This is a genomic window from uncultured Paracoccus sp. (assembly GCF_947496875.1).
In the GTDB taxonomy this organism is placed as follows: Bacteria; Pseudomonadota; Alphaproteobacteria; order Rhodobacterales; family Rhodobacteraceae; genus Paracoccus.
In genome coordinates, this window is the sequence record NZ_CANMEH010000071.1 from 1 (window position 1) to 998 (window position 998).

At 66.1% G+C, this 998-nt stretch carries 1 protein-coding gene; it reads left to right on the forward strand.

The annotated features are described in order from the left end of the window. The first annotated feature begins 18 nt into the window (after positions 1-18). A complete protein-coding gene (locus Q0938_RS19135) occupies positions 19-927 on the forward strand; it encodes a VWA domain-containing protein (RefSeq protein WP_299365711.1) in 909 nt (302 codons plus the stop codon). Positions 928-998 lie beyond the last annotated feature (71 nt).

Consider the following 998-nt stretch of genomic DNA (forward strand, 5'->3'; position numbering starts at 1 on the left):
CCCGGTTGGCTGCGCGCGGTGGTCGCGCTCGATGCCTCCGGCTCGATGGCGGGTCAGGCCGGTGGCGAGATCAAGATGCAGGCGGCCACCGAAGCGGTGACACGCTTCGTGACCTCCCTGCCTGAGGATGCCGAGATCGGCCTGGTGGTCTTCGGTCATGAGGGCAGCAACGACGAAAGCGGGAAGGCAGAGTCTTGTGCGGAGGTCGAGACCCTCGTGCCTGTCGCACCTGATGCCGCTGGAGCCCTCGCCGAAGCGCTTGATGCCCTTCAGCCGACCGGCTGGACGCCGCTCGCGACGGCGATCGAGGCTGCCGGAGCGGCACTGGCGCCCGAGGCGGAGAAGGGCGAGCAGGTCGTGTTCATCGTCTCGGATGGCGAGGAGACCTGTGACGGTGATCCGGTCGCGGCCGCGCGCAACCTGCACACCTCCGGTGCGCGCGCCATCGTCAACGTGATCGGCTTCGATCTTCCACCGCAGGACCGCGCCATGTTGGCCGAAGTGGCCGAGGTGGGCGGAGGCGTGTATCTCGATGCGGCCAGCGGCGACGAGGTCATGGACGCCCTTCAGCGCCACAGCGCGTGGATCAAGACCCGTTTCGAGCACAATGTCGAGGCGGTGCGGGCGCAGACTGCCAACAGCACCAGCAGCTTCGTGGCCAAGAGCGACGCTTCGAAATGCGTGGCCGACATCCAGAATGCCGAGTATTCGCTGGTGTCCAAGTGGATCGCTGACCTGCGCGAACGGAGCTTCAGTTCGGAGGCCTTCATGGGGTTCCGCGAGATGGTCATCTCGGACCACAGGAAGAGCCGGGAGATGCTGGACGCCTACCGGACCAAGGTCGAGGCCATGTCCGATGAGGCCGACCGTGCGATCAAGAAAACGATCGTCGCTCCGGGAGCGCCGGCACCTGAGGCTGACAACTAGGCGGGACAAAGCTGCCGCTCACAACGCAAGGCAAGGGGGACGGCAGCGTGGGTGCGGATGTGACCGCTTAG